We start from the raw sequence: 19,612 nt of genomic DNA on the forward strand, positions 1-19,612 counted from the left end.
CGTGCCCGCCGCCGAGCCCCGGCCCGGGTCAGCCGCGCCGCGCGTACGCGGCCACGTCCAGCGGGGTCCGTACGGGCCGCCTCGGCGCGGTCAGCGCGATGGGCCGGCGGAAACCGCCGGAGCGGGTGATGTCCTGGACCGTCAGGCGCAGCGCCTCCTGGAAGTCGCACATCGTCCGGCGGGCCGCCGGGGTGTCGACGTAGAGGGAGTTCATGTGCATCCCGTCCGCATCCCGCTGGAACCACGAACAGGCCCCGTTGGCGCGCGCCGACCAGACGTGGGTCGCGGGCCGCCAGTCGTCGTGCCGCTCGGCGCCCCGGCACCTGCGCATGTCGATGTACGAGAAGAAGTTCACCGGGTACGGCCAGGCGCGGGCGGCGAACTCCGCGGGCGCCAGCAGCTCCCACGCCCGGACGAACGGCACGTCGACATGGCCGATCATCTCGCTGAAGCCGGCCCGGACCGAGGCCATGACCTGGGCGAAGTCCCGGCCGGGCGAAGCGTCGAACTCGATGGGCATGGTGTTGACGAACCAGCCCACCGAGTCCGTCCAGGCTCCCCGGCCGCGCTCGCTGACCGGCATGAGGCCCCGGTAGACGCCCGGCCCGCCGGCCTCGCGCAGGCACACGGCGACGGAGGCGAGCACCCCCATGAACGGCTTGCCGCCGACCGCCAGGCAGGTCTTCTCGAACACCTCCGTCTCGGCGGCGTCCAGCAGCAGGGAGGCCTCGTTGACGATCGGGTACATGCGCTCCGGCTCGACACCGAGGTCGAGCGGGAAGCGGGGGAAGAACTCGCCGGCCCGTTCGATGAACGACCGCCAGTAGTCCAGTCGTTCGTCACCGGCGTCGATCGACAGGTAGCGGCGGCGCTGCTCGTCGGCGAAGTCGAGGTAGCTGGGGGCGGGCGGCAGTTCGACGTCCTCGCCGCGGCACAGGGACTCGTAGGCGGTCATCACCTCGCGGACGACGATCGGCATCGACATGCCGTCGCACACGATGTGGTCGAAGGCGAGGTAGACGGTCGCGGAGTCCTCGCGGAGCACCGCGCCCATGGTGAACAGGGGCCAGGAGAGGGTGTCGATGCTCCGCTTGAACCGTTCGACGAGGAAGTCGCGCAGCAGGTCGGAGGTGGCGAAGGTGCCCACGTGCTCGGGATCCAGGGCGAGTTCGGCGGGGTCGAAGGGCTCGCAGGACAGTTCCCCGGCCAGACGGAGGAACGCGCACCGCAGGACCTCGTGCCGCCGGACGAAGGAGAGCAGGGACTGGGCCAGGGCCTGTTCGTCCAGCGGGCCGGAGACTTCGAAGGTGACCGCGACCCAGGACGCGACGGGGTCGTCGGCGGCCCGGCTCTCCTCGGCGACGCTGAAGTGCTTGTCCTGGTTGAAGGACGCCTTCCTGCTCGCCGGGTCACCCGTGGGGCCGGCCTCCGCCGCCGTCGACCTGAGCCGCCACTCGACCACCCGGCCGGGTGCCACGTGGTGCATCTCCAGAGGAAACTGCCGCATACCGTCATCCCTTCGCCCCCGAGTCAACCCCCAGGCCCTAACGACCCCCGGCCGGGGGAAGTGACGAAATCACTCGATTCGGACCGGGGGCGCCGCCGGCCGCGGCCCCTACTCGGTGTGCAGGGCCGCCGCGATCGTCATCCGGGCCGCTGACCGGGCGGGAACCAGCGCACCGAGGACGGCGATCGCGACCCCGGCCAGCAGGAGGCCGGTCAACTGAGGCGCGTCCCAGACGTTCTTCATCGACTCCGGGAAGGTGACCACCCCCACGTTGTCCACGACCAGCCGGTGCGCGAGGACGCCGAGGGGGATGCCGAGCAGCCCGCCGGCCGCGCCCACTCCCGCCACCGAGGTCACGGTCATCGCCACGACCTGCCGCGGGGTCATCCCGATCGACTTGAGCATGCCGAGGTCCCGGCGGCGCTCGCGGATGCCCAGGAGGACGGTGTTGAAGACGCCGAGCGACGCGACGGTGCTCAGCAGGACGGTGAACACCGACGAGAAGGTGACGACCGTGGTGGTGGCGGTGTTCCCCGAGTCCGACACCGAGGCGCGCAGCGCGGGGTCGACGGCCTCGGCCGCCTCGGCGTAGGCCCGGGCGTCGGCTCCGGGAGCCAGCCGCACCTCGTACTCGACCGCGTGGGGGTCCGGCACCAGCGGCAGGAGGGTCTCCCAGGAGGCCTCCAGGGCCCGCGCGTTGCCCTCGATGAGCTCGCCCACGATGGTCGCGGAGGTCTGCCTGCCGTTCAGCGCGAGGGTGACCCGGTCACCGAGCCGCAGCCCGTGCTGGGTGAGAAAGGCCGGCCCGGCCATGACCTCGCCGGCCGCCTCGGGCATCCGGCCCTTGGCGAGCTGAGTGGCGTACGAGGCGCTGGTCCCGCGGTAGAAATCGGCGAAGGCGGGCCGGCTCTGCCCGACGAGGGTCACCTGCGCCAGTGCGCGGGCCCGTACCTGCGGCGCACCGGGCAGGGACCGCAGCCGTTCCTCGATCTCGGGGTCGCCGAGCAGGGGAGGGGTCCGGCCGTTGACCGGCCCCCCGGCCTCCACCCTGACCAGGGCGCCGCCGCTCCCGCGTCCGGCCTCGCTGAACGCGAGCATCGTGCTGGTCAGCCCGGTCGCCAGGGTCACCGTGGTGACCCCGAGGACGATGGCCGCCATGGTCAGCAGCGTGCGGCCGGGGCGGGCGAACGGCCGGCCCAGGCCCATGCTGACCGGGCGCGGCAGCCGGCTGCCGCCGAGGACGCGCTGGACACGCAGCCCGCGGCCCGTCCGGGGGGCGCTGCCCGCGCTGATCGCCCGGGCCGCCGACAGCCGGTGCGCCCGCAGCGCGGGGACCAGCGCGGTGAGCAGGACGAGCGCGGGCATGCCCAGCAGGCAGACGACCGACACCCACGCGCCGACGCCGCCGACGGCGGCCCGTCCCGTCTCGATGCCGGAGAACGCGACCCTGAGGATGGGCTCGGCCAGCGCGTTGCCGAGCAGGGTGCCGAGGGCGGAACCGACGACCGCGGGCACGGCCATCATCATCAGGTACACGGCGACCACCTGGTTCGGGGTGAAACCGAGGGCCTTGAGCACGCCGATGTGCCGGTACCCGGAGACGACCGCCCCGCTGACGACGTTCCCGACGATCAGGGCGGAGACCAGGAGGCCGAGGACACCGAAGAGTGTCATGAAGGGGACATAGGCGTCGGCCAGGGACGAGAAGGCGCTCCTCAGGTCGAGGTGGGTGTGCACGCTGATCCGCGCGCCCTCGGGCAGCCCGGCGGTCGCTCTCGCCAGTGCGGAGTCCAGCTGCGCGTCGGTGGAGGAGTCCTCGAAGCGGTAGAGCATCTGCGCGGTGGCCGGACGCATCGCGGCCATCTGCTCCGGCGCGACCCAGGCGTCCGCGGACTTGCTCATGGCGGCCGCGAAACCGACGACGGTCAGCGGCGCGGATCCGGGGACCTCCAGCCTGGTTCCCAGCAGTTCCGGACCGGGGGAGCCGCCGGAGGGCCAGCCGACCGTGATCTCGCCGGGCGCGGACGCCCAGCGGCCCTCCAGGACCTCGACGCGGTCCACCGGGCCGCCCGGGTCCGCCCGGCCCACCACCGTGAGGGAGCCGCCCGGCATCCAGAGCCAGCCCTCGGGGACGTCCACGACGCTCTGCCCGAACGGCCCCGCGGCGGCCGTCACCCCGGCCCGCCCGGCGGTCCGCGCCAGCTGCTCCGGCGAGGCTTTCGCCGTGTCGAAGGCTGCCACGGTGTGCGGGCCGCGCTGGGCGGCGTACGCCTTGTCGAAGGGGCTGGTGGCGACGTCGAGCAGCCCCAGTGCGAGCAGGACGGTCGTGGTCGAGCAGAGCACGACCAGTCCGATGACGAAGGTCTGGAGCCTGCGGCGCTTCACGGCCGCGCGCGAGGCCCGCCACACGGCGCTCACGCGGTCGCCTCCAGTGCGCTCTGCCGGGCGACCCGGCCGTCGGCGACCTCGACCAGGCGACTGGCGCAGCGGGTGGCCAGGTGCGGGTCGTGCGTGACGATCAGCAGTGTCTGGCCGATCTGGTTGAGGTCGATGAGCAGGTCCATCACCTGTTCGCCCGAGCGGCTGTCGAGGGCTCCGGTCGGCTCGTCCGCCAGCAGCAGTGCCGGACGGTTCATCAAGGACCGTGCCACGGCGACGCGTTGGCGCTCGCCGCCGCTCAGCGTCGCCGGATAGTTGTTCCGGCGGTCGGCGACGCCGAGCTCGTCGAGGAGCTCCAGGGCTCGGCGGCGCGCCTGCCGGGCGGGGGTTCCGGTCAACTGGGCGGCCAGCGCCACGTTGTCGAGGGCCGGCAGGTCGTCGATGAGGTTGAAGAACTGGAAGATCATGCCGATGTGCCGGCGCCGGAACAGCGCCAGTCCGGTCTCGTTCAGCCGGCCCAGGTCCTGGCCCTGCACCTCGACGGTGCCCGCCGTCGGCCGGTCCAGCCCGGCCACCATGTTGAGCAGCGTGGACTTGCCGCAGCCGGAGGGGCCCATCACGGCCACTGCGTCACCCGCCCGGATCTCCAGGGACAGGCCGTCCAGGGCCTTCGCGTCGCCGTACTCCTTGTGCACCCCGTCCAGTCGTACGACGACCTGCCGCGCACTGTCGTGATCAGTTGTCATGGTCCGAACCTAAAGTGGAGCCCGCGGACGGTGCGTCAGTCCCCGGATGTAAAGGCCGGGGCAGGTCATCCCGGGGATGTACGCAGCCCGTCCGGCAGAATGTCACCGAGGCACACGGGATGGGGAGTTGAGGGTGGGGCTGATCATCGCCGTCGTCGCGGCCTGCCTGTCCGCGGCCGCGGCCGGCGGGCTCGGCGTGGCCCTGCTGCGCGCCCGGCGCGGTCACCGGGCGGCGATCGAGGAGCGCGGCTGGCTGCTGGAGCGGGAGCGCGAGAGCGCGGCCCGTACCGCCGTCGACGCCGAACGGGCCAGGATCGCGGCCGAGCTCCACGACATCGTCAGCCACAACGTGAGCCTGATGGTGGTTCAGGCCGGGGCCGCCCGCGAGGTGCTGGGCACGATGCCGGAGGAGGCGTCGGCGGCGATGGGCGCCGTGGAGCAGGCCGGGCGGAACACCATGACCGAACTGCGGCACCTGCTGGGCCTGCTCGCACCCGCCCAGGACGGCGCGGACGAGCCGTACGAGCCGTCCGCACCGCACGGGGGCGGGGGTGGGGCCGGCACCGGGTCCGTGGCCGCCCGGCTGTCGCCGCAGCCGAGCCTCGCCAGGCTCAGCGCGCTGATCGACCGGTTCTCCTTCGCCGGCCTGCCGGTGGAGGTGCGGATGTCCGGCGACCCGCGCCCGCTCCCGGCCGGGATCGACGTCACGGCGTACCGGATCATCCAGGAGGCGCTGACCAACGCGCTCAAACACGGACACGGAGGGAAGACCGAGGTGACGGTGCGGTACGCGGAACACGCGCTGCGCGTGGAGGTGCTCAACGGCGGACCGAGCGTGCTGACGGGAGGCGCGCCGGGACCCCGGCCCGCCGGCGGCGGGACCGGGCCGAAGGCCGAGGGCGCCGGCCGCGGACTGCTCGGCCTGCGCGAACGCGTCGCCGTCTACGGAGGTGACCTCGATGCCCGCCGCCGCCTCGGCGGCGGCTACCGGGTGCGCGCCCGCCTCCCCCTGGACCGGCCGTGAGCACGCCCGACGGGCCGGGGCCGGGGCCCGGACCCGAGCCCGCGCCCGCCGAGCCCGCGCCCGCCGAGCCCGTGCCCGCCGCGCCGGTGCCCCGGGTGGTCATCGCCGACGACCAGGACCTGGTCCGCACAGGCTTCCGGCTGATCCTGACGGCCCGCGGGATCGACGTGGTCGGTGTGGCCGCCGACGGGGTGGAGGCGGTCGCGGCGGTGCGCCGGCTGCGTCCGGACGTGGTCCTGCTCGACATCCGGATGCCGAACATGGACGGCCTGGAAGCCGCCCGGCGCATCCTCGCCGAAGCCCCGTACTGCCGGGTGATCATGCTGACCACCTTCGACCTCGACCAGTACGTGTACGCCGCCCTGGCCGCCGGGGCCAGCGGCTTCCTGCTCAAGGACGTCACCCCCGCACACCTTGCCGCCGCCGTCCGGCTGGTCGGCACGGGCGACGCGCTGCTCTCCCCGTCGATCACCCGTCGCCTGGTGGAGCGCTGCGCACCGGGCGCGGCCGACCGGGACCGAGCCCGGACGGCCGGCACCCACCGGGAGCTGGCCGCCCTGACCCCGCGCGAACGCGAGGTGCTGACCCTGATGGGCCACGGCCGCTCCAACGCCGAACTGGCCCGGGACCTGACGCTCAGCGAGGCCACGGTGAAGACCCACGTGGCCCGCATCTTCGCGAAGCTGTCCCTGCGCGACCGGGCCCAGGCCGTGGTGCTCGCCTACGAGACGGGCCTGGTGACCCCGGGCTCGGTCGGCCCTTGCGCTCGTTCAGCACGTGCTCCGGAGCCGGGCGGGTGACCGGTCCGTAGGCCCGTGCCCCGCAGCAGCGGCTCCGGCGTCGCCGCTCCCCGTCTCGCCGGCCGTCAGGGCACCAGCTCCGCCATCACGGCGCGCGGCAGCGAGGGTTGCCGGCGGCCGCCTCGACCACCTGCGGGTCGTCGTCGGTGAGCAGCTCGACGACGACCGCCGCGGGGAGCGCCGGATGGGCGGCGGCGTGGATCCGCGCCCTCTTGTCGGCCAGGCAGGGCAGGAGCGCCTCGGCGGTCGCGTTCGGGTGCGTGGCGATCTCCCGCAGCGCCCGCCGCACCGGCGGATCGTGCCGGGCCAACTCCGCCAGCAGGCCCGCGGACGCGTCCGGGTTGGCCGCGACCCGCGCGAGGACCTGTACGCCGTGCCGCGTGACCATGGCCCGCAGCTGCTGCTGCGTCAGCCCCGGGTGCGGGGCGACGGCCTTGACCACCGAGGCGTCCGGATCGGCGGCCAGGGCGTCGCGGAGCTCGGGCGGCAGATCGTGCCGGTGTGCCACGACCATCCGCAGGGGCGCGTGCGCCGACCCGGCCGCCTCCGCGAGCTCCGCCGGAGGGGCGGAGGCGAACCGGGGCAGTGCCTCCGCGCCGAGGCGGGTGGTGGCGGTCAGCTGCGTCAACACGTCGAGCGTCACGTGGGGATGGTGCGCCACGGCGCGCCGTATCCCGTGCTCGCTGTCGGCGGCCAGGACGCGGATCACCTCCGGTCCGATGCCCGGGTTCCGCGCGAGCGTGGACCGTACCCCGGGCGAGGGGTCCTCGGCGAGGCGTGCGTACGCGTGCGGCGGCAGGTCGGTCCGCTCGGCCAGGGCCCACCTCAGCAGCATCGAGGGATGGTCCGCGAAGGCCACCACGGCCTCCGGGGGAGTGACCGGATTCTCCAGGGCCCGTTGCCATGTCGCGTGGACGGTCGAGCCGTGCGTCCCGTCGCACTCGGCGCCGGACGGCAGATCGCAGTCGGCGTCAGGGCAGTACGGATCATGGGTGAAGGGGATCTCCCGGCTGTCGCAGACCAGGCAGGACCGGGCCGGCGGCACGCCGTGGCCGGTGATCAGCGCGGCCAGCGCGGCCGGCGGCACGGCCTCGTTGTAGGCCACCGCCCGACGGACCTCGGCGTGCTGATGCCGTGCGAGGCGGGCCGCCACCGGCGCGGAGGTCGTCCCCAGCGCGAGTTCGGCGGCCACGCCGACGTCCGGGTCGGCGGCCAGGGATGCTTCGACCTCTGGGGGCAGCCCGGGGCAGGAGGCGAGCCTCAGCCGGACGCACGGGTCGGCGTCCGCGGCGAACCGGCGGGCCCATTCCGGGAGGCCCCGGCCCTCGTCGAGGAGAGCGAGGGCCACGACCGGCCACACCGCCGGGTCGACGTCGGCGGCGGTCAGGTGCCCGTGCCGGGCGAGCTGCACGGCAGTGTCCTCGTCGCGCGCGGCCAGGGCCGCCACCTGGGCGGGGCCGAGGTCGGCGCGTTCGGCCAGGTTCCTGACCAGCGTGGAGACGAGATGGTCGGAGGGGTCGAAGAAGTCGGTCGGGCCGGGCGTCGCCACGGCCAGCGCGATCAGCCGGTCGACCAGCTCGGGCGGCAGCGCGGGGTTGGCGGCGAGGCCGCACAGGAGGCTGTTCACGGGCGGACTCCGGTCCGGGTCGAGGCGGCGGCTGTCACGGCCTCGGCCAGCGCCGCGGCGTACGGGTTCGCGCGGCGCCGGCGCGGCAGGACCAGGCCGATGTGCCGGGCGGGACGCGGGGGTTCGACGCGGACCACGGTCGGCGCCGGGGCCTCGGCCAGTGCGACCTGGGGGACGAGGGAGACGCCGACGCCCGCCGCGACCAGGGTCTGCGCGAAGAAGTAGTCCGTGGTGGAGGCCGCCACCCGGAGGTCCAAGCCGGCGAGGTCCGCGTATCGGCGCAGGAAGGCCTCCGTCTTGAGGCAGCCCAGCACCCAGCGGTCGGCTGCGAGTTCGGCCAGGTCCACCGAGGTCCGGCCGGCGAGGCGGTGCCCGCGGGGCAGGACCAGCCACAGCGGATCCTCCATCAGGGGCATCCAGTCGAGCCCCGGGCGCCCGCCCGGACGCACGGGCGCCGGCCCGTCGAAGTGGTAGGTCAGCGCGAGGTCGGCCGCGCCGCCGCGCACCATGGGGACGGCTTCCTCCGGCTCGCCCTCCCGCACCGTCAGCTCCACCTCCGGATGCGCGGCCACGAACCGGGACAGCGCCGCGGGCAGCAGGTGCCGGCCCCCACTGGTGAAGGTGGCGACCGTCAGGCGCGGCCGCTCCTCGGTCAGCCGGTCGATCTCCCTGCGGACCTGGTCCAGTTCGGCGGAGATGGCCTCCGCCGCCTCCACCAGCAGCCGGCCGGGCTCGGTGAGCGTGACCCCGCGGGTGCTGCGCACCGCGACCGGGTGGCCGAGCGTGCGCTCCAGCACCGCGATGTGCTGGGAGACGGCCGACGGGGTCAACAGCAGGGCCGCGGCCGCCTTGTTGAAGCTGCCGTGCTGGGACACCGCCCGCAGGACCCGCAGCCGCTGCACATCGATCATCGGTTTTCCTTAACACCCGTTCAGCAGGCCGTCAGTTCCGCTGGGGACCCTACAGCGGCAGAGTCGCGGGCATGAAGCGGATATTGGTCATCGGCGGCAGCCGGTATTTCGGAAAGACCCTGGTCACCCGGGTACGCGACGCGGGGCACGAGGTCACGGTCCTCAACCGGGGCTCCAGTGCGCCGCCGCCCGGCGTGGGCCACCTCGTCGCGGACCGGGACGACGAGGAAGGGCTGCGGGCGGCGCTGGGCCCGCGCGCCTTCGACGTGGTCGTCGACCAGGTCTGCTACACGCCGCTCCAGGCCGCCGTCGCCCGGCGGGTGTTCACCGGGCGGACCGGGCGCTATGTGATGACCTCGACGATGGAGGTGTACGACCCGGCGACGCTCCCCGCGCCGTCCGCCGCCCCGTCCGCTGCCGCGACCACCGCCGCGGCCCCCGTTACGGGCGCGGCCCTCGTCAGGCGCGCGGCCCCCGTCACCGAGGCGGATCTCGACCCCCGGCGCCTGCCGCCCGCCGGGCCGGGCCCGCACCCGCACGGCCCGGCGTACGCCTATGCCGAGGGGAAGCGGCAGGCCGAGGCCGTCTTCCTGCGCGAACCCGCCTTCCCGTACGTGTCCGTGCGGAGCGCGCACGTCCTCGGCGGCGGCCGGGCGGAGTTCACCGGGCGGCTGGCGCACTACGTGGAGCGGATCGGCGCCGGCACCCCGGTCGCCGTCCACGAGTCCCCGTACGCCACCTCGTTCATCCACCACCGGGAGCTGGCGGACTTCCTGCACTGGACGGCGGAGCAGAGCTTCACCGGGCCCGTCAACGCGGCCTCGCACGGCGCGCCGGACGTCATCGCGCTCTGCGAGGCGGTCGCCGGGCAGGTCGGGCGGCGGCCGCGGTACCGGCTCGTCGGACAGGGCGAGGCCGCCTCGCCGTTCTCCTTCGACCGTGCCTACGCCATGGACAACGGCCGGGCCGCCGCCCTGGGCTTCGGGTTCGGCCGGGTCGCGGACTGGCTGCCCGGGGCGATCGCCGAGACCCGGCGCGCCGCCTGACGGGGTCACTGGTCGCCGACGCGCCGCTCCAAAGGGGTTGCTACCGACGAGTTGCTCACACTGAAGGTCACGCTGCCGGCCCGGTAGCGGTCGTCGGACCACTCGATCGGGCGGCCGGTCGCCGTCGCGGAGACGTGCCGCTGGCGCAGCAGCGGGCTGCCGCGCCGGATCTCCAGCAGCCGGGCGTCCTCGCTGCCCGCCGGGAGGGCGTCGATGAGGTGCTCACCGTAGTGGGCGACGATTCCGGAGCCCTCGGCCAGGCTGTCCATGACGGACCGGCAGTCCGCCGGCAGCGCCTCGACGGCCGCCGCGACCCAGTCGGCGTACGCGGTCCGCTCCACCATGGTGGGTTCCCCGTCGAGCAGACGCAGCCGCAGAACGGCCAGGATCTGCGTACCGGGCGCCAGCGCGAGCCGGTCCGCCTCCTCGGTCGTCGCGGGCCGGCGGGTCCGCGACAGGAAGCGGCCGGCGGCCCGGTGCCCGAGCCCCTCGGCCCACTGGGCGAAGCTGTTCAGCTCGCCGAAGCTGTGCCGGCGCTCCCTGCGCAGGACGATCCGCCGCGCGCCCTGCCGGGAACCGATCAGCCCCTCCGCCGCGAGCGTGGCGACCGCCTGGCGGACCGTCCCGCGCGAGGCGGACCAGCGCGCCGCCAGATCGCTCTCCGAGGGCAGGTGCGCCCCCACCGGGAGCTCGCCCGAGAGGATCTCGCGGCGCAGCGCCTCGGCGATCTCCAGGTATCGGACGGTGCCCGCGCCCGTGCCCGCGCCCGTGCCTCCGCCCCCGGTCGTGCTCGTGTTCATGCCGTTCGTCCCCTGTCCGCCGTGGCCGGCGTAGCGGTGCCGGAATCGCTGTGCACCGGTCTCCCATGATCATTCCAACAGGTTCTGTCACGGCTTCTTCCGGTCATTCTCGTCTCTTCGTCGAGCCGTGCTCCAGCGGACGGGCGCCGTTCACCGTCCGTACAGCGAGTCCGGGCGAACTGGAGCCAACTTGTTCAGACAAGTGAACCCACCCTCGTCTCCGGGAGAGACCGTGCTCAGATCCTCCGCCCGTCGCGGTGCGGCCGTTCTGCTCAGCGCCGCCGTCCTCACCACGCTCAGCGCGTGTGGTGCCGCACCCGACCAGAAGTCCGGTGGCGCCGACGGCGCCAAGAACGGCGTGCAGCCGGGCGCCGCGACCTCGGTGGCCGACTTCGGCTCCATGGAGGCCCTCGCCGCCGCCGCGCAGAAGGAGGGCGAGCTGAACGTGATCGCGCTCCCGCCGGACTGGGCGAACTACGGCGAGATCATCAAGGCCTTCGAGGCCAAGTACAAGATCAAGGTGAACAGCGAGAACCCGGACGCCTCCAGCGCCGACGAGATCGCCGCCGTCAAGTCCCGCCAGGGCCAGAAGCGCGCCCCCGACGTACTGGACCTCGGCATCGCCTTCGCCCGCAGCGGCGCCGCCGAGAACCTCTTCGCCCCGTACAAGGTCACCGCCTGGGACAAGATCCCCGTCACCCAGAAGGACGCCGACGCCCGCTGGTACAACGACTACGGCGGCTACGTCTCCATCGGCTGCGACGCGGCCCGCATCCCCACCTGCCCGAAGACCTTCGCCGATCTCCTCAAGCCCGAGTACAAGGGCAAGGTCGCCCTCAACGGCAACCCCACCAAGTCCGGTTCGGCCTTCGGCGGCGTGTATGCGGCCGCCCTCGCCAACAAGGGCTCCTTCGCGGACATCCAGCCCGGCATCGACTTCTTCGGGCAGCTGAAGAAGAACGGGAACTTCATCCCGGTCGAGTCCACCCCGGCCACCGTCGAGAAGGGCGAGACGCCCATCTCCATCGACTGGGACTACCTGAACGCCGGCTACGCCCAGCAGTTCAAGGGCAAGGGCGTCGACTGGAAGGTCACCGTCCCCGCCGACGGCGTCTTCGCCCAGTACTACTCGCAGGCCATCAACAAGGACGCCCCGCACCCGGCGGCCGCCCGCCTGTGGATGGAGTTCCTCTACAGCGGCGAGGGCCAGAACCTCTGGCTCAAGGGCTACGCCCGCCCGGTGCTGCTGCCCGCCATGACCGAGGACGGCACCGCCGACAAGGACGCCGTCGCCAAGCTCCCGCAGGTGCAGGGCACCCCGGCTTTCCCGGTCTCCGCGGAGCTCGACCGGGCCAAGGCAACCCTCGCCGAGAAGTGGGACAAGGCCCTCTCCTGATGCCCACCTCAGACTCCCGCGCCGCCGGCGGCACCCGCCGCCGGCGGCGCGGTCCGCGCACCTGGCTCGCGGCCCTCCCGCTCCTCGTCTTCACCGGGCTCTGCTTCGGCATCCCGCTCGGCGCCATGGCCTTCGGCGCGGTCACCCGCACCGACCCGGCGGGCGGCGCCACCCGGCTGACCGGGGAACACCTCGCGCGCTCGCTGCAGGGCCCGTACCTGGGCTCGCTCATCGGCAGCGTCCAGCTCTCCGCCCTCACCGCACTCGTCGGCGGCGTCCTGGGCGTCGTGATCGCCCAGGCCGTGGTCACGTCCCGCTCCAAGGGCCTGCGCAGTGCGGCCCTGACCGCCTCGGGAGTGCTGGCCAACTTCGGCGGCGTGCCCCTCGCGTTCGCGTTCATCGCCACCGTCGGTATCTCCGGAGTCGTCACCCAGCTCGCCGACCTCGCGGACCTCGGCTGGAACCTCTACTCCTTCACCGGCCTCACCGTGGTCTACCTGTACTTCCTGATCCCGCTGATGGTGCTGGTGATCGCCCCGGCGCTGGACGGACTGCGCCCGCAGTGGCGCGAGGCCGCCCAGAGCAGCGGGGCCACCGGATGGCAGTTCTGGCGCCATGTCGGCCTGCCCGTGCTCGCTCCGTCCCTCCTCGGCGGGTTCGTACTGCTCTTCGGCACCGCCTTCGCCGCCCACGCCACGGCCGCGGCCCTCGTCGGCGGCTCCGTACCCCTGGTCACGCTCAAGATCGCGGACGCGCTGTCCGGGAACGTGCTCACCGGCCAGGAGAACGTGGCGCTCGCCCTCGGCCTCGACATGATCCTGATCGCCGGCCTGGTCATGGCGGTCTACCTGCCCCTCCAGCGACGGAGCGCCCGATGGCTGCGATGACCCCGACCACCCCGGCCACTCCCGCCACCCCGGCCACTCCCGCCACCCCGGCCACTCCCGCCACCCAGACCACTCCGGCCGCACCGTACGCTGCCGGGAGCGCCCCGGACACCGAGGCACCCGGCCGGTCGTCCTCGGCCCGGCGCCCCCGGCCCGGGATCTGGCGCGGAGCCGTCCTCGCCCTGGCCGGCGCCTACTTCCTGGTCCCGCTCCTCGCCTCGTTCGTCTTCACCGTGCACGTGCCCGGCCAGGGGATCACCTTCGAGGCGTACACCGCACTGCTCTCCGCCGACGGGTTCACCGAGAGCCTGCTGCTCTCCCTCGGCCTCGCCGCCGCGACCATCGCGCTGTCGCTGCTGCTCGCCGTGCCCGCGCTGGTGGCCGTACGCATCGGCTCGCCGCGGCTGCGCCCGGTCGTCGAGGTGATGTGCATGCTGCCGCTGGTGGTACCGCCGATCGCCCTGGTCACCGGCATCACCACCGTGCTGCGCTGGGGACCGGAACACCTGTCGCGGACCCCGCTCTACCAGACCTTCATCGCCGTCCAGAACGAGAAGTTCCCCGTCGTCCTGGTCTTCGCCTACACGGTCCTCGCGCTCCCCTTCGTCTACCGCTCGCTCGACGCGGGCCTGCGCGCCGTCGACGTGCCGACCCTGGTCGAGGCCGCCCGAAGCTGCGGCGCGAGCTGGCCGTACGTCGTCCTGCGCGTGCTGCTGCCGAACCTGCGGGCCTCGCTCGCCGGCGCCGCCTTCCTCACCCTGGCCCTGGTGCTCGGCGAGTTCACCATCGCCTCCCTCCTCGGGTTCCAGCCCTTCGCGGTGTGGATCGTCTCGATCTCCGGAGCCCAGGCCCGCATGTCGGTGGCCGTCTCCATCCTCAGCCTGCTGATCACCTGGCTGCTGCTGATCGCCCTCTCCCGGGCCGGGACCACCCCCTCCACGACCGCGGCCGCACCCGCCACCACCTCCCGCAAGGAGTCCTGACCCCATGCCCACCACGCCCACCACCCCTCCCGCGGCCGGGAAGCCGGCCGACTCCGCCGAGTCCGGGGGCGCGCGCCTCGAATTCCGCGGCCTGCGCAGGGCGTTCGGAACCACCGTCGCCCTCGACGGGCTCGACCTGACCGTCGAACCCGGCGAACTCATCGCCCTGCTCGGCCCGTCGGGCTGCGGCAAGACCACCGCCCTGCGCGTCGTCGCCGGATTCGAGCAGCCCGACTCCGGCGAGGTCCTCGTCGACGGACAGGACATCACCCGCGTCCCGGCCAACCGCCGGGACGCCGGAATGGTCTTCCAGTCGTACAGCCTCTTCCCCAACCTCAGCGCCTGCGACAACGTCGCCTTCGGTCTGCGGGTGCGCAAGGTGGGGGCCGCGCAGCGCCGCGAGCGGGCCGCCGAACTCCTCGACCTGGTCGGCCTCCCGGACCACGGCGACCGCTACCCGCACCAGATGTCCGGCGGCCAGCAGCAGCGCGTCGCGCTCGCCCGCGCCCTGGCCCTGCGCCCGCGCGTGCTCCTGCTCGACGAGCCGCTCTCCGCGCTGGACGCCAAGGTGCGGTCGAACCTGCGCGAGGAGATCCGCCGCCTCCAGCTCTCCCTCGGCATCACCACCGTGTTCGTCACCCACGACCAGGAGGAGGCGCTGTCGATGGCCGACCGGGTCGCCGTCCTCAACGCCGGGAAGCTGGAGCAGTGCGCCGCCCCGGCCGAGCTGTACGACCGGCCCGCGACCCCCTTCGTCGCCGAGTTCGTCGGCACCATGAACCGGCTGCCCGGCCGGCTCGCCGACTCCGGCCTGGTGGAGGTGGCGGGAGCCCGCCTGCCGGTGGACGGCCCGGTGCCGTCCACGCCGGACGTGGAGGTCCTCGTACGCCCCGAGAACGTGACGGCGACCGCCGACGCCTCGGGCACGGCCACCGTGGTCTCCGCCTCCTTCTTCGGCTCCGTGACCCGGCTCCACCTGGAACTGCCGGGCGGGGTGCCGGTCAAGGCGGACCTGCCCTCGCGGGACGCGGGAACCCTCGTGCCGGGCGCGCGGGCCGCCGTGGGCCTGGCCGAGCGGCCGGTGCTCGTCGTGGCCAGGTCCGTGTGAGCGCCCTCGCCGCGGTCCTGTTCGACATGGACGGCACCCTGGTCGACACCGAGGTGCTGTGGTGGCGGGCCACCGAGGAGGTGGCCGACGGCCTCGGCCACCGGCTGGCCGACGCGGACGCGCCCGAGGTGGTCGGCCGCGCGGTGCAGGACACCGCCGCGCACCTCGTACGGGTCTCGGGAGGGGGAGACCCGTACGAGGTGGCGGCCGCGCTCACCGACCGCTTTCACCGCCGCGTGGAGGCGGGAGCGCCGATGCGGCCCGGTGCCCAGCGGCTGCTGACCGCCCTGGCGGCCGAAGGCGTGCCCTTCGCCCTGGTCAGCGCGTCGCCCCGGGTGGTCGTGGACTCGGTGGTCGGGGGCTCGCTGGCCCATGTCCCCTTCGCCTTCACCCTGTCCGCAGACGACACCACGCGGACGAAGCCGCACCCGGACCCCTACCGGGCGGCCGCCGGGCGGCTGGGCCTCGTACCGCAGGCGTGCGTGGCGGTGGAGGACTCGCCGGACGGCGCCGCCTCCGCGGAGGCGGCCGGCTGCGGGGTCCTGGTGGTCCCGTCGCTGCTGCCGGTGCCGCGGTCACCGCTGCGGACCTTCGCGGACTCCCTGGAACACGTCACCGTGACCGGCCTGCGCGCCTGCCTGGAGACGCCTCGCGCCTAGAGGGCTTCTAGGCCGCCAGGCCGAGGATCTCCAGGATGCCCTCCGCGTAGGCGGCGGTTCCCGATCCCGGGGCGGTGGCCAGTTCGCGGCGGAAGCCGTCCACGCCGGTGCGGACGAAGGCGGCGCACTGCCCGTGCAGCCCCGCCTCGTGGGTGCCGCCGTCGTCCACCGTGCACAGCAGCGCCAGCAGGGTCCACAGCAGGGCCTCGCGGGTCGCCCGCCGGGGCGGCTGCACCAACCACACGGCCATCAGCACGGCGCACACCGCGGGTGCGGGCGGCTTCAGGTGCTGCGCGAAGAAGACGTGGCCCTCCAGCGCGCGGAACGCGGAGGGGTGCCCCTCGGCGGCATCCCGCACGGCGTCCACCAGATGCCCCGCGGAATGACCGCAGCCGCACTCGATCGACTCCCAGTCGTGCCGCGCGATCTCCGCCTCCACCGAGTCCGGAACCAACGGGTTGCGCGGTACCGCGCTCTGGCGCCGCACTGCATACGGCCGATTCTCGCTCCCCCTCATGGGGCACAGTATGGGCCCCGGCCCCACGGCTCGGCGAGGGGGGTCGGAACCGGATCACCCGAGTGGCCGTCTGAGACCCCGTGTGGATGAAACGAAGAGTGCTCGCCCTGCTGATCGCCCTGCTCGCGACCCAGGTGGGCTCGCTGATCAGCCCCGCGTACGCGTGCGGCTGCGGGGCCATGGTCCCCGGCGGCCAGTCCCGGATCGGGGTGGACCGTGAGACCTCCGTGGTGCGCTGGGACGGCCGTACGGAGCAGATCGTCATGCGGTTCACCGTCGGCGGGGACGCGCAGCGGGCCGCCTGGATCATGCCGGTGCCGGGGCGGGCCACGGTCGAGCTGGGCGACGGGAACATGTTCGGCGAGCTGAGCGAGATGACCCGGCCCGAGCGCAGGACCCGCAGCTACTTCTGGCCCCGGAACGGCGACTGGCCCTTCGCCTCGAAGGTCGGGGACAGCGCGGGCGCCGCGCCGGGCCGCACGCCGTCGGCGGTCGGTGTCGTCGGCCGCGAGCAGCTCGGCGACTTCGACGTCGCACGGCTCACCGCCACCGACCCGCAGGCCCTGAAGAACTGGCTGGAGAGCAACGGCTTCACGCTCCCCGACCGCCTCGCCGCCGAGGTCAAGCCGTACGTCGACCAGAAGTGGGAGTACGTGGCGGTACGGCTCGCCCCCCGGCAGGAGGGCAAGGTGCTGCGCGGCGACCTGGACCCGCTGAAGATCCGCTTCGAGAGCGAGCGGCTGGTCTACCCGATGCGGCTGTCCCGGATGGCGAAGACGCCGCAGTCGCTCGGCCTGTACGTGCTGGCCGACCACCGCATGGAGCCCGCCTCCCCGATCGGCGGCTCCGCGCCGAAGGTGACCTTCGCCGGGACCATCCACCCCAAGGACGGCTCGCTCGCGGAACTCGCGGGCGGCGAACCGGTGTTCCTCACGGCCATCGACCAGGAGTTCCCGGAGCCCGCGCGCATCGACGCCGACCACGAACTGCGCGCCACCGCCCAGGACACTCCGTACCGCAGGGCCGTCTACCGCAACGAGCTGCTCACGGTCTGGGACGGCATCCCCGTGTGGCTCCTGACGGTGTCGGGCGTCTTGGTGGCGCTGGCGGCGTCCTGCTTCGCGGTGATCCGCCGCCGCCGCGGCCGTCGCAGGCCGAGCCCCGGTCAGGCGGCCTGAGGCGGGCGGGTGGTGGTGTCCGGCCTCACGGTGAGGGGGCGGTGTTCTTGTCGAGGACGAGGTCGGCTGACCAGGCTTCACCGAACTTGGTCTGCTTCCCGTCGGCGGTGAGGGAGTACACGCCCTCCAGCGGAACCTTCTCACCCGGTGCGGAGGACTGGAGGATGTCGCAGACGTCGGCGACCGACTCGACCGGCGTGTCCTTCATGGCCGTCAGCACGTCCCCGGTGCCCAGCGGGACCTTCCCCGCCGGAGAGTTCGTCCTGGCGTTGATGACGAACACCCCTGTCACTCCGCTGTCGATGAGCCTCTTCTGGGCGGCTTCCGCCTTGGTCGCGTCCTTCTCCTCGAAGTACAGGCCGAGTTCGGGGTCGTCCAGCCCTACGATGGTCCAGCCGGGGTCGTTCTGGACGACTCCTCCGGCCAGGGTGTCGAGGATGGGCCGGGCGTGGTCGCTGCTGATGGCGTAGAACTGCCCCTGCGTGGCGCCGGTGACGGTCAGGGCGTTGATCCCGACGACCTTCCCCTGGCCGTCGAGCAGCGGGCCACCGGAGTTGCCCGGGTTGACGGTCGCCGAGTGCTGGATCGTGGAGGGATAACGCGGGAACGAGGTCGACGGCTCGGCGTTCACGACGTTCGGGTTCTGCACCGAGCCGGCCGTGTACACGACCTTCTGGCTGGTTTCGCTGATCCCCACGGGGTAGCCCAGTGCGGTGACGGTGTCGGCCACCTCGAGTTCCTTGCTCTCGCCGAACTCCAGGGACTTCAGGTCGGGCGGCTTCGAGGTGAACGTCAGGACCGCCAGGTCCGCGCAGGGGTCGATGCCGACCACCCGCACCGGCGCCGGCGGCTGTTCCCCGACCTTGACCTTCAGGGAGGGCTCGCCCTGCACGACGTGGGCATTGGTGGCGATGAGCCCCTTCTCCGCGTCGTAGATGAAGCCGGTTCCCTCGCCGTACTTCCCCAGGACCTGAACGGTGGCCGGAGCCGCCCGCTCGTAGATCTTCTTGGGGTCCATGTCGTCGGCGAACGCCGCCGGGCCCGCCATGACCCCGAGTACCACGGTCGCGGCAGCCAGGACTACGCCGCTGGGCTGCACCTTCATGCGCCCGCCACCTTCCCGAGGATGGATCCCCTCTTTCAGGCTAATCCCGCGGTCCCGAGGTGTCCTGGCAAGCCCGGAGCGACCGCCACGCCGGCCTTCTACGAGGCGACGGGCCGGCGGAACAGAGCCGTCCAGAGGAAGGACTCGCCGAAGAGCGGGGACTCGGCTGCCTCGTCGTTCATGCGGCGCAGCTCGACCTCGGTCAGGTCGCTGAAGATCGCGCGCAGGGACTCCGGCGTGTAGGCGAGCCCGCCCTGGAGGCCGGCCTCACGGTAGAAGGCCTCGTCGGGCAGCTCGGATCCCATCGCGCCCGCCGCGAAGCAGGTGAGCGCCAAGTGGCCGCCGGGGGCGAGGGCCCGTTCGAGGAGGGCGAGGTAGCTGATGCGGCGGTGGGGCGGTATGTGGTGGAAGCAGCCCGAGTCGTGGATGAGGTCGTACGGGCCGCTCAGCGTGGTCGCGGCGAGGGCGAAGGCATCGCCTTGGTGGAACCGGACATCGGCTCCCGCCTCGCGGGCCCGCTCCTCGGCCCAGGCGATGGCCGCCGCAGACAGGTCGACGGCGTCCACCTCGAAGCCCGCGGAGGCGAGGCGCAGCGCGTTGCGGCCGGGTCCGCACCCCAGGTCGAGGGCGCGGCCCGGGGAGATCAGGCCGCGGTCGAGGTACGAGACCAGGTTCTCGTCCGGCTTCGACACGAAGAACGGCACCGGCTTCGAGCGGTCCGCGTAGAAGCCGTCCCACCAGGAGGCGCCGTCGGCCGTCCAGCGGTCGGCCTCCGGTGCGAAGAGGCCGTCCAGGAGCCTCAGTACGTCGTCCACCGTGCGTATGTTCCGGTCCATCCGGCCCCCTCCCGTGATCACGATCCTATCTCGCGGCCGGACGGAAGGAATCGAACACGACCCGTATCCGATCCCTCGATTCCTTGAATCCACCGCAGTGCTG

18 protein-coding genes are annotated in these 19,612 nt (G+C 73.4%); 9 read left to right on the forward strand and 9 right to left on the reverse strand.

Annotation, left to right across the window (positions count from 1 at the left end):
- Window positions 1–28 precede the first annotated feature (28 nt).
- The 3 genes from OG534_RS34780 to OG534_RS34790 all read right to left on the reverse strand — a co-directional run bounded on the left by OG534_RS34780 (window position 29) and on the right by OG534_RS34790 (window position 4,632).
- Complete coding sequence (locus tag OG534_RS34780; protein ID WP_326586443.1) at window positions 29–1,507, reverse strand: condensation domain-containing protein; 1,479 nt, start codon at window positions 1,505–1,507, stop codon at window positions 29–31.
- 108 nt (window positions 1,508–1,615) lie between these two features.
- Window positions 1,616–3,925 carry an FtsX-like permease family protein gene (locus OG534_RS34785; protein WP_326586442.1) on the reverse strand — a complete coding sequence of 770 codons (2,310 nt, stop codon included), beginning with the start codon at window positions 3,923–3,925 and terminating at the stop codon, window positions 1,616–1,618.
- Window positions 3,922–4,632: an ABC transporter ATP-binding protein gene (locus tag OG534_RS34790; RefSeq protein WP_326586441.1), complete on the reverse strand. Its 711-nt coding sequence runs from the start codon at window positions 4,630–4,632 to the stop codon at window positions 3,922–3,924. The genes OG534_RS34785 and OG534_RS34790 overlap by 4 nt, the downstream gene beginning before the upstream one ends.
- Window positions 4,633–4,765: 133 nt before the next feature.
- Here OG534_RS34790 and OG534_RS34795 point away from each other — a divergent pair, with 133 nt between their 5' ends.
- Both OG534_RS34795 and OG534_RS34800 read left to right on the forward strand, forming a co-directional pair.
- Entirely contained in the window at window positions 4,766–5,656 is an 891-nt protein-coding gene (locus OG534_RS34795; RefSeq protein ID WP_326586440.1) for a sensor histidine kinase, read from the forward strand.
- A gap of 71 nt (window positions 5,657–5,727) precedes the next feature.
- Window positions 5,728–6,456, forward strand: coding sequence for a response regulator transcription factor (locus tag OG534_RS34800; RefSeq protein ID WP_326593432.1), 729 nt, complete (start codon window positions 5,728–5,730; stop codon window positions 6,454–6,456).
- A gap of 85 nt (window positions 6,457–6,541) precedes the next feature.
- Here OG534_RS34800 and OG534_RS34805 read toward each other — a convergent pair whose 3' ends face one another.
- Window positions 6,542–8,083 (reverse strand): hypothetical protein, encoded by a 1,542-nt coding sequence (locus OG534_RS34805; RefSeq protein ID WP_326593258.1) that lies wholly within the window; start codon window positions 8,081–8,083, stop codon window positions 6,542–6,544.
- The gene (locus OG534_RS34810; RefSeq protein WP_326586438.1) at window positions 8,080–8,994 is read right to left on the reverse strand and encodes a LysR family transcriptional regulator; all 915 of its coding nucleotides are present in this window, start codon (window positions 8,992–8,994) and stop codon (window positions 8,080–8,082) included. Before OG534_RS34810 ends, OG534_RS34805 begins: the two co-directional genes overlap by 4 nt.
- Window positions 8,995–9,065: 71 nt before the next feature.
- On the opposite strand from OG534_RS34810, the gene OG534_RS34815 reads away from it, so the two are divergent.
- Window positions 9,066–10,040 carry an NAD-dependent epimerase/dehydratase family protein gene (locus OG534_RS34815; protein WP_326586437.1) on the forward strand — a complete coding sequence of 325 codons (975 nt, stop codon included), beginning with the start codon at window positions 9,066–9,068 and terminating at the stop codon, window positions 10,038–10,040.
- Window positions 10,041–10,045: 5 nt separating this feature from the next.
- Here OG534_RS34815 and OG534_RS34820 read toward each other — a convergent pair whose 3' ends face one another.
- Window positions 10,046–10,840 (reverse strand): GntR family transcriptional regulator, encoded by a 795-nt coding sequence (locus OG534_RS34820; protein ID WP_326586436.1) that lies wholly within the window; start codon window positions 10,838–10,840, stop codon window positions 10,046–10,048.
- Window positions 10,841–11,072: 232 nt separating this feature from the next.
- Here OG534_RS34820 and OG534_RS34825 point away from each other — a divergent pair, with 232 nt between their 5' ends.
- Genes OG534_RS34825 through OG534_RS34845 form a run of 5 tightly spaced genes read left to right on the forward strand, consistent with a single transcriptional unit; the run spans window position 11,073 to window position 15,873 of the window.
- Window positions 11,073–12,236, forward strand: coding sequence for an ABC transporter substrate-binding protein (locus tag OG534_RS34825; protein ID WP_385149415.1), 1,164 nt, complete (start codon window positions 11,073–11,075; stop codon window positions 12,234–12,236).
- Window positions 12,236–13,123: an ABC transporter permease gene (locus tag OG534_RS34830; protein WP_326586435.1), complete on the forward strand. Its 888-nt coding sequence runs from the start codon at window positions 12,236–12,238 to the stop codon at window positions 13,121–13,123. The genes OG534_RS34825 and OG534_RS34830 overlap by 1 nt, the downstream gene beginning before the upstream one ends.
- On the forward strand, window positions 13,111–14,106 hold the full coding sequence (locus tag OG534_RS34835; protein ID WP_326586434.1) for an ABC transporter permease: 996 nt from the start codon (window positions 13,111–13,113) through the stop codon (window positions 14,104–14,106). Before OG534_RS34830 ends, OG534_RS34835 begins: the two co-directional genes overlap by 13 nt.
- Before the next feature lie 4 nt (window positions 14,107–14,110).
- Complete coding sequence (locus OG534_RS34840; RefSeq protein ID WP_326586433.1) at window positions 14,111–15,214, forward strand: ABC transporter ATP-binding protein; 1,104 nt, start codon at window positions 14,111–14,113, stop codon at window positions 15,212–15,214.
- Window positions 15,211–15,873, forward strand: a complete 663-nt coding sequence (locus tag OG534_RS34845; RefSeq protein WP_326586432.1) for an HAD family hydrolase — start codon at window positions 15,211–15,213, stop codon at window positions 15,871–15,873. The genes OG534_RS34840 and OG534_RS34845 overlap by 4 nt, the downstream gene beginning before the upstream one ends.
- A gap of 7 nt (window positions 15,874–15,880) precedes the next feature.
- Here OG534_RS34845 and OG534_RS34850 read toward each other — a convergent pair whose 3' ends face one another.
- Complete coding sequence (locus tag OG534_RS34850; protein ID WP_326586431.1) at window positions 15,881–16,390, reverse strand: hypothetical protein; 510 nt, start codon at window positions 16,388–16,390, stop codon at window positions 15,881–15,883.
- A gap of 86 nt (window positions 16,391–16,476) precedes the next feature.
- Between OG534_RS34850 and OG534_RS34855 the strand changes: the two genes are divergently transcribed.
- Window positions 16,477–17,568: a DUF2330 domain-containing protein gene (locus OG534_RS34855; protein WP_326586430.1), complete on the forward strand. Its 1,092-nt coding sequence runs from the start codon at window positions 16,477–16,479 to the stop codon at window positions 17,566–17,568.
- Between the two features lie 25 nt (window positions 17,569–17,593).
- Here OG534_RS34855 and OG534_RS34860 read toward each other — a convergent pair whose 3' ends face one another.
- Both OG534_RS34860 and OG534_RS34865 read right to left on the reverse strand, forming a co-directional pair.
- The gene (locus OG534_RS34860; protein ID WP_326586429.1) at window positions 17,594–18,673 is read right to left on the reverse strand and encodes a S1C family serine protease; all 1,080 of its coding nucleotides are present in this window, start codon (window positions 18,671–18,673) and stop codon (window positions 17,594–17,596) included.
- 98 nt (window positions 18,674–18,771) lie between these two features.
- The gene (locus tag OG534_RS34865; protein ID WP_326586428.1) at window positions 18,772–19,509 is read right to left on the reverse strand and encodes a class I SAM-dependent methyltransferase; all 738 of its coding nucleotides are present in this window, start codon (window positions 19,507–19,509) and stop codon (window positions 18,772–18,774) included.
- Window positions 19,510–19,612: the final 103 nt, after the last annotated feature.

The sequence above is a fragment of the Streptomyces sp. NBC_01294 genome, assembly GCF_035917235.1.
GTDB lineage: Bacteria > Actinomycetota > Actinomycetes > Streptomycetales > Streptomycetaceae > Streptomyces > Streptomyces caledonius.

What these genes read in the sequence shown, in the direction of transcription:
- OG534_RS34810 (WP_326586438.1), bottom strand. Translation starts at nt 8,994, where the DNA reads ATGATCGATGTGCAGCGGCTGCGGGTCCTGCGGGCGGTGTCCCAGCAC.
- OG534_RS34855 (WP_326586430.1), top strand. Translation starts at nt 16,477, where the DNA reads ATGAAACGAAGAGTGCTCGCCCTGCTGATCGCCCTGCTCGCGACCCAG.
- OG534_RS34850 (WP_326586431.1), bottom strand. Translation starts at nt 16,390, where the DNA reads ATGAGGGGGAGCGAGAATCGGCCGTATGCAGTGCGGCGCCAGAGCGCG.
- OG534_RS34835 (WP_326586434.1), top strand. Translation starts at nt 13,111, where the DNA reads ATGGCTGCGATGACCCCGACCACCCCGGCCACTCCCGCCACCCCGGCC.
- OG534_RS34790 (WP_326586441.1), bottom strand. Translation starts at nt 4,632, where the DNA reads ATGACAACTGATCACGACAGTGCGCGGCAGGTCGTCGTACGACTGGAC.
- OG534_RS34840 (WP_326586433.1), top strand. Translation starts at nt 14,111, where the DNA reads ATGCCCACCACGCCCACCACCCCTCCCGCGGCCGGGAAGCCGGCCGAC.
- OG534_RS34860 (WP_326586429.1), bottom strand. Translation starts at nt 18,673, where the DNA reads ATGAAGGTGCAGCCCAGCGGCGTAGTCCTGGCTGCCGCGACCGTGGTA.
- OG534_RS34780 (WP_326586443.1), bottom strand. Translation starts at nt 1,507, where the DNA reads ATGCGGCAGTTTCCTCTGGAGATGCACCACGTGGCACCCGGCCGGGTG.
- OG534_RS34820 (WP_326586436.1), bottom strand. Translation starts at nt 10,840, where the DNA reads ATGAACACGAGCACGACCGGGGGCGGAGGCACGGGCGCGGGCACGGGC.
- OG534_RS34830 (WP_326586435.1), top strand. Translation starts at nt 12,236, where the DNA reads ATGCCCACCTCAGACTCCCGCGCCGCCGGCGGCACCCGCCGCCGGCGG.
- OG534_RS34865 (WP_326586428.1), bottom strand. Translation starts at nt 19,509, where the DNA reads ATGGACCGGAACATACGCACGGTGGACGACGTACTGAGGCTCCTGGAC.
- OG534_RS34815 (WP_326586437.1), top strand. Translation starts at nt 9,066, where the DNA reads ATGAAGCGGATATTGGTCATCGGCGGCAGCCGGTATTTCGGAAAGACC.